Annotated in this window: 8 protein-coding genes; 3 read left to right on the forward strand and 5 right to left on the reverse strand. The window is 70.1% G+C overall.

Features of this window, described 5'->3' with window-relative positions:
• The first annotated feature begins 177 nt into the window (after positions 1 to 177).
• Positions 178 to 1,071 (forward strand): alpha/beta fold hydrolase, encoded by an 894-nt coding sequence (locus O3Q52_RS45670; protein ID WP_269654390.1) that lies wholly within the window; start codon positions 178 to 180, stop codon positions 1,069 to 1,071.
• A gap of 95 nt (positions 1,072 to 1,166) precedes the next feature.
• Here O3Q52_RS45670 and O3Q52_RS45675 read toward each other — a convergent pair whose 3' ends face one another.
• Positions 1,167 to 2,069, reverse strand: coding sequence for an NYN domain-containing protein (locus O3Q52_RS45675; RefSeq protein WP_269654391.1), 903 nt, complete (start codon positions 2,067 to 2,069; stop codon positions 1,167 to 1,169).
• Between the two features lie 214 nt (positions 2,070 to 2,283).
• Between O3Q52_RS45675 and O3Q52_RS45680 the strand changes: the two genes are divergently transcribed.
• The gene (locus tag O3Q52_RS45680; protein ID WP_107102274.1) at positions 2,284 to 2,436 is read left to right on the forward strand and encodes a hypothetical protein; all 153 of its coding nucleotides are present in this window, start codon (positions 2,284 to 2,286) and stop codon (positions 2,434 to 2,436) included.
• Between the two features lie 126 nt (positions 2,437 to 2,562).
• Here the strand turns inward: O3Q52_RS45680 and O3Q52_RS45685 are convergent, their stop codons facing one another.
• From O3Q52_RS45685 to O3Q52_RS45695, 3 genes are all read right to left on the reverse strand, one after another.
• Positions 2,563 to 3,168: a MarC family protein gene (locus O3Q52_RS45685; RefSeq protein ID WP_269654392.1), complete on the reverse strand. Its 606-nt coding sequence runs from the start codon at positions 3,166 to 3,168 to the stop codon at positions 2,563 to 2,565.
• Positions 3,169 to 3,414: 246 nt separating this feature from the next.
• Positions 3,415 to 4,281: a PHP domain-containing protein gene (locus tag O3Q52_RS45690; protein ID WP_269654393.1), complete on the reverse strand. Its 867-nt coding sequence runs from the start codon at positions 4,279 to 4,281 to the stop codon at positions 3,415 to 3,417.
• Between the two features lie 251 nt (positions 4,282 to 4,532).
• Complete coding sequence (locus O3Q52_RS45695; protein WP_055610553.1) at positions 4,533 to 5,174, reverse strand: DUF6758 family protein; 642 nt, start codon at positions 5,172 to 5,174, stop codon at positions 4,533 to 4,535.
• Positions 5,175 to 5,348: 174 nt separating this feature from the next.
• Between O3Q52_RS45695 and O3Q52_RS45700 the strand changes: the two genes are divergently transcribed.
• Positions 5,349 to 6,614 carry an MFS transporter gene (locus O3Q52_RS45700; RefSeq protein WP_269654394.1) on the forward strand — a complete coding sequence of 422 codons (1,266 nt, stop codon included), beginning with the start codon at positions 5,349 to 5,351 and terminating at the stop codon, positions 6,612 to 6,614.
• A gap of 50 nt (positions 6,615 to 6,664) precedes the next feature.
• Here O3Q52_RS45700 and O3Q52_RS45705 read toward each other — a convergent pair.
• Positions 6,665 to 7,109, reverse strand: a 445-nt coding sequence (locus O3Q52_RS45705; protein WP_269654395.1) for a suppressor of fused domain protein, incomplete at its 5' end; no start/stop codon positions are given.

A 7,109-nucleotide genomic window follows, 5' to 3' on the forward strand; every position in this document is an offset into this window, starting at 1 on the left:
GACCCACCGCCGGCGCTACCGTGCACAGTCGCGGACCCACCGTCGGCGCTCCCCACACGGTCAAGGCCCCATCGTCGGCACCCCCGCACACGGTCACGGACCCGTGTGACCGGCCCGACAGCCCTCGGCCGCCGCCCGGCATGCCAGCCGAAAGGTTCCCCGGATAGCCTCCTCCTCATGAGCAGGCCCGCCACTTTCGTCCCGCCGTCCGGAGCCCGCGCCTATCGGCTCGCCACCGCGCGCGGGGAGTTCGCCGTGATCGAGGCGGGCAGCCCCGAGAAGGGCACCGCGCTCCTGCTGCCGGGGTTCACCGGCAGCAAGGAGGACTTCATCTCGCTGCACGAACCGCTGGCCGCGGCCGGATACCGGACCGTCGCCGTGGACGGGCGGGGCCAGTACGAGACGCCGGGCCCGACGGACGACGAAGCGCCTTACGCGCAGGCCGAGTTGGCGCAGGACGTCCTCGCCCAGATCGACGCCCTGACCGGCGGTCCGACCGACACCCCGACCGACGTACCGCGCGAGCGCGTCCACCTCGTGGGCCACTCCTTCGGCGGGCAGGTCGCCCGGGCGGCCGTGCTGCTGGATCCGTCACGTTTCCGCTCGCTCACCCTGATGGCGTCGGGGCCCGCCGAGATCTCCCCCTCCCAGCAGCAGCGCGTGAAGCTCCTGCGGGACGCGCTCGCCGTGATGGACATGGGTCAGGTGTGGGAGGCCATCCAGGCACTTGAGCCGCCGGAGGACGCCGAGGGCGACCTGGACGCCGGTCTGGACGAGCAGGACGACCTGAAGCGGCGCTGGCTCGGCAACAGTCCGGCCCAACTCATCGCCGCGGGGCGGCAGTTGTGCGAGGAGCCCGACCGGGTGGCCGAGCTGGCCGCCGTCGGGCTGCCCGTCCATGTCCTGTCGGGCGAACGCGACGACACCTGGCCGGTGCCGCTCCTCGACGACATGGCCGTACGCCTCGACGCGCACCGCACGATCGTCGGCGGGGCCGAGCACTCGCCGAACTCGGACCGGCCGCGGGAGACGGCCGAGGCGCTCGGCGCGTTCTGGGACCGGGTGGGCTGACGCTCTGCCGGTGGGTTCTACGACTGCGGGCCGTTCGTGGCTGGGCGCGCAGTTCCCCGAGCCCCTTATGGGCCGGCCCCGAAGCAGCAGACGGGCTAGTACTGCCCCTGCAAGTGCTCCCAGAAGCCGTCCCGCAGAGACCGTCGCAAGTCCGCCTGCCCCCGCAGCGAGTACTGCAGCAGCCCCTCCGCCTCCACGAGCAGATCCTGGTCGACAGGCCCTGGCAGGTAGGGATGCCCGGGCAGCAGCTCCGCCAACGTCTCGCGCCCCCGCGCGGCCAGCCACTTCGCGGCGATCTGCGCGCCCACGAACCGCACGTCCTCACGTGTGGGCCGGCCCGCCGCCGACGTGTCGTACGAGGCGGAGGTCCGCCGGGCCACGTACGGCTTGAAGAACTCCAGGTCGAACGTGCGCTGGCTGTCGACCTCCCAGAGCAGCGGCTCCGCCTGGTTGCGCCCCTCCGGCGCCTCGATGCCCCACAGGTGCACGCGGGCCCCGTACCCCTGCGCCGCCTCGACCGCCGAGACCAGGTCCTCGTCGCCGCCGATGAGCGCCGCGTCGCTGATGGCGCGGTGCCGGGCCAGTGACTCCAGATCCGTACGGATCAGGGAGTCGACGCCCTTCTGCTGGTTGTTGGCGTTGAGGTTGCCGAGGCGGACCTTCACGTCGGGCAGCTCGGCGATGGACTGCTGCTCCGCGGTGTGGATGCGGCGCCGCGCCCCGTCGTACCAGTAGACGCGCAGCAGCCTGCTGTCCGCGAAGATCGTGCGGGCCCTGTCGATGAGCGCCTCGATGAGTCCCTCGGCGTCCAGATCGAAGGCCCGGCGGTCCTCCGTCCCGGCGACGAGCCGGCCCGCGGCCGCGTAGAGATACCCCGCGTCGACGAAGATCGCATGAGTCGACGGCGTCTTCGCCACCTCGGCGAGCATGCGCTGGAGCAGCTCGTTCGTGCGGTCGATACGCGCACCGAGCACCGCTGGATCGAGGTCGTCATTCATATGCGCCTCATTGTCGCAGGCGGTCACGGGACGAACACAACCGGTCCGGAAATCGATCTGGAAGCTGGCTTGGAGACCGGTCGGATACCAGTCAGTAGTTAGCCGTTCGAAAAATTTCTTTAGCGTAGGGAATGTTTGTAACACGCATGTCGTTCGATCCCTATGTAACCAAGTAGTTCTCCTCAGGAGGATGACCAGACGAAGGGAGAAGCCTGTGCGCTTCGAAATCATGCGCCTTGACGACGTCGACGGAACCCCCGTGGACAGCACCGTCGTGGACGCCGCCTCCGTCAACAGGATCGTTCAGCAGGCCGCAGCCATCGGGCAGCGCCTCTGGATCCGCCCGGCCAACACCTCGGCCTCATAACATCGGACGCTCGACAGACGAAGACTGACTGACGGACAGACAGACTTCAGAACCCCCGTACGGCACCGACGCCGTACGGGGGTTCTGCGTTGTGCGGCGCCGTGGAGAGCGCGCGCACGAGGGTCTTCAGCTGCTCTGGATGACCTGCGTGACGCCGTTGATGATCTGCTGCACGGCGATCGCGGAGAGCATCATGCCCGCGAGCCGCGTCACCAGCACGACGCCGCCGTCCTTGATGACCCGGATGATCAGCAGCGAGTACCGCATGACCACCCACAGCACGACATGGATGGCGACGATCGCGGCCCACACCGACACCTGCGACGCGACGCCGTCGGCCTTCTGCACGGCGAGGATGACGGACACGATCGCGCCCGGCCCGGCGAGCAACGGCATGCCCAGCGGTACGAGGGCGACGTTGACGTCCTTCGTCTGCTTGGGCTCGTCCGTCTTGCCCGTGAGCAGGTCGAGCGCGATGAGCAGGAGCAGCAGCCCGCCCGCGATCATCAGCGCGGGGACGGACACATGCAGGTAGTCGAGGATCTGGTGCCCGAGCAGCCCGAAGACGGCGATGACTCCGCCGGCCACGCAGACGGCCTGGAACGCCATCCGCTTCTGCACCTTGGCCGGCCGTCCGGCCGTCAGCGCGAGGAAGATCGGGGTGATCCCGGGGGGATCCATGATGACGAAGAGGGTCAGGAAGAGGGAGCCGAAAACGGCGAGGTCGAACACGGTGAGCCTTGCGGGAAGAGGGACGAGACGAGGAAGTGGAACAGCGGGGACGGGCCGCAGGGCGGCTCAGCGCCTATCGCTGTGGGCAGGCGTTGCGCAGCCCGGGAGGGGTGCGCACAGCCGGCAACCGGTGGGCATGGCCCGGGGCGCGGCCGCCTTCGGAAGCGACTGAGCGGGAACCGGGCAGGATCCGAGCGGAACTGGGCGGGAAGCGAACGAGACCGTGCCGAGGGCCGGCCGGACCGCTCAGCGCTCGGCGCCTCCGCCGGCGCCCGGTACGGGAAACGCGCCGGTGGCCCGCCGGGTGATCTCCCCGTAGATCTCGGGATCCGTCGTGAACTCCCCGAGCACACACGTCTTCCGGCTGCCGTGGTAGTCGCTGGAGCCGGTGGGCAGAAGCCCCAACTCGCCCGCGAGGCCGCGCAGTCGGGCCCGGGTGGCCGGTTCGTGGTCCATGTGGTCGACCTCGATCCCGTCGAGACCGGCCGCCGCGAGCTCCGCGATCGCGGACTCCGGCACGGTCTGCCCGCGCTTGGAGGCTGCGGGATGCGCGAAGACGGTCACGCCGCCCGCGGCCTTGACGAGCCGGATCATCTCGAAGGGGTCCGACTCGTGCTTCGCGACGTAGGCGCGCCCGCCGTCGGCGAGCCACTCGGTCGTGAACGCGTCGGAGACGCTGCGCACGACGCCCAGCTCGACCAGCGCGGTGGCGATGTGCGGCCGCCCCACGGAACCGCCGGCCGCGATCCGCTCCACCTGCTCCCAGGTGACCGCCACGCCCAGCTCCTGAAGGTTGGCGATCATCGCCTGGGCCCGGGGCACCCGGTCGTCGCGTACGAGCTCGCGCTCGCTCAGCAGCTCGGGCTCCTCGGGATCGAAGAGGTAGGCCAGCATGTGCAGACCCACTCCGTCGAGACGGCAGGAGAGCTCGGCTCCCGTCACCAGTGTCAGCCCGGCGGGCAGGGCCGCGAGGGCCTCCGCGTACCCGCGCGTGGTGTCGTGATCGGTCAGCGCGACGACGTCGAGCCCGGCGGCACCGGCATTGCGCACCAGCTCGGCAGGGGTGTCCGTACCGTCGGACGCCGTGGAGTGGCAGTGCAGATCAATGCGCACGACACAAACTCCAGACACGAACGGAACAAGACGGACCGCTCAAGGATAACGGCCCCAGGAACGCCTCCCGTCACACCCAAAGTACGGGGTCACCCCCTACACGTTTTCAGGGCGCGGGAAGACGGCTCCACGGCAGCACGCCCGCACTTTTCAGGGGCGCGGGGAACTGCGCGACCAGCCACACCCAACCCGCACCCGGCAGCCCACAGGCACCCCACACCCGATGGCCGCCCCCTCCCACCAGCGGAGCGCTACGGCTCAAGAATCCGCGGCGACAACGCCCCACAAGGCAACAGATCCACTTCCGCCCCCGCATCCCGCAGGTCCGTGAGCACCAGCTCGTCATACATCAGCAACCCCGACTGCTCGGGCCACACAACGGCCCACAGCCACAACCCCCGCGCCTCCCCTGCGAAGACGGCCCGATCGTCGGGCGTCCCGGCGACGTGCCACAACGGCGTCGGCCGCCCCGCGGCGAGCAACTTCGCCTGGGCGGGCTTCTCGACACTCATGTACGGCCCCGGATCGGGCCCGTCGATCCCCGCGTACCGCGCGCCGAGCCCGACCCCGAGTTCCTCGGCGATGAGCACCAGCTCCCCTATGCCGCCGAGCGGCCCCGGCCCGGAGCAGGCCACCGCCGTGGCGCGACCGCCACTGCGGTCGTCGCCGGCGAACGCGGCGCCCGTGAAGAGCCAGCCGACGGGCAGCGGCCACGGCATCCACACCGGTACGCGCGCACGGTGCACGACCACGCCGAGGGCTTCGACGCTGGGCGGGATCACGGGCTGCAGCGGATGCACGATGCCGTGCACATCGCACTGCCAGGAGTCGGCAAAGAGGCCGGGAGCCCTGACCCGGCCACCACACTTCGGGCAACTGGGTTCGCCCCTCATAGGGCCCAACGGTCCTCCCCGTATTTGGTTGCGTCAAGGACGATCACCCGTCCGGCGTGTGCCTGTCACCTTCCCCTCACCTCGGAAAACTAGATGTAGCTTGCATTTATTAGTCGAGCTAACTTATTATGTGCATACGCCAACGATCCCGATGCGAGGAGTGGAGGAGCCGGCATGAACAGCGGTACGGCAGAGCACACAGGAGGTCCCGCCGAGGGGGACACGTTCGACGCGGGTGCCGACGGCCTCCTGCGTCAGCCGAAGGCGGTCTGGGCGACCGCCGGGGCATCCGTCGTCGCCTTCATGGGCATCGGCCTCGTCGACCCGATCCTGCCCTCCATCGCCAAGGGTCTGGACGCCACCGCCGGCCAGGTCTCACTCCTCTTCACCTCGTACTTCCTGATCACGGCCGTCGCGATGCTGGTCACGGGCTTCGTCTCCAGCCGCATCGGCGGCCGCAGGACCCTGCTCCTCGGCCTCGCCCTGGTCGTGGTCTTCGCAGGCCTGTCCGGCACCTCCGGTTCGGTCGGCGAACTCGTCGGATTCCGGGCGGGCTGGGGGCTCGGCAACGCACTGTTCGTCTCGACGGCCCTCGCCGTCATCGTCGGCGCGGCGGCCGGCGGCAGCGCCGCGGCGATCCTGCTGTACGAGTCCGCCCTGGGCCTCGGCATGGCCTGCGGACCCCTGCTGGGCGCACTGCTCGGGGACGCCAGCTGGCGCTACCCGTTCTTCGGCACCGCGGTCCTGATGGCGATCGGGTTCCTGTGCATCACGGCGTTCCTGAAGGAGCAGCCGAAGCCCGCGCGCAAGACCGGCCTGCTCGACCCGGTCAAGGCGCTCGGCCACGGCGGGCTCGCCTCGGCTGCGGCCTCCGCGTTCTTCTACAACTACACGTTCTTCACCGTGCTGGCCTTCACGCCGTTCGTGCTGAACATGAGCCCGTACAAGTCCGGCGCGGTCTTCTTCGCCTGGGGGCTGCTGCTCGCGGTGTTCTCGGTGCTCGTGGCGCCGCGCCTGCAGGCACGGTTCGGGTCGCTGAAGGTGCTCGGCGGTTCACTGGTGCTGCTCGCGGCCGACGTGCTCGTCCTCGGCTACGGCAGCCACACCACGGCCGTCGTCTGCACGATCCTCTCCGGCGCCTTCATCGGCGTGAACAACACCGTCTACACGGAGCTCGCGCTCGGCGTCTCGGACGCCCCGCGCCCGGTGGCGAGCGCCGGCTACAACTTCGTCCGCTGGTTCGCGGCCGCCGCCGCTCCCTACTTCGCGCCGAAGATCGAGGAGTGGACCGACATCCACATCCCCTTCGTGGTCGCTGCGGTCACCGCGGTGCTCGGCGCGCTCGTCGTCCTCGTACGCCGGAAGTCCCTCACCCACGAAGCCGAGGAACTGGAGACCCGGCACGCGACCGAGGACAGTGTGGCCGTGTTTGCCAACTGACGGATTTCGGCCACGGTTTGGTGACGTTACTCACCCCCGGGCCGCCCGGATCAGTCCAGCGGGACGGACGTGCGTGAGGGATCGCGCAGGTCCGTCCCGCTCGCGAGCCAGCGCTCCTGGAGGGCCCCCGCGCCGTGCACCCGCTTCCACGCGGCCTCGTTCGGGGTCATGGGGAGCAGCGGCAGGAAACGTACGGGATCGAGGGGTGCATCGAGCTCCAGGTCCTCGATCAGGCCGCCCGCCTCGGCGACCAGTACGGAGGTGAAGGGGGCGCCCGGCCACAGCGGCTCGCCCACGTCGAGCGAGGCGCCCGGGGCCACGACCAGGCCCTCGACCTGCGGGGACGCGGCCAGTACGGCGAGCGGGCGGAGCACCTTGTCGGTGTCGGCGGTCCCGGCCCGTACGGAGAGGACCAGCGCGGCGCGGGCCGTGGAGCCGAGGCCGAACCAGGTGTTGGCCGGGTTGTCCAGCGTCCAGGGGAACCGCTCGCTGTCG

The organism is Streptomyces sp. ActVer, assembly GCF_027270795.1.
Classification (GTDB): domain Bacteria; phylum Actinomycetota; class Actinomycetes; order Streptomycetales; family Streptomycetaceae; genus Streptomyces; species Streptomyces umbrinus_A.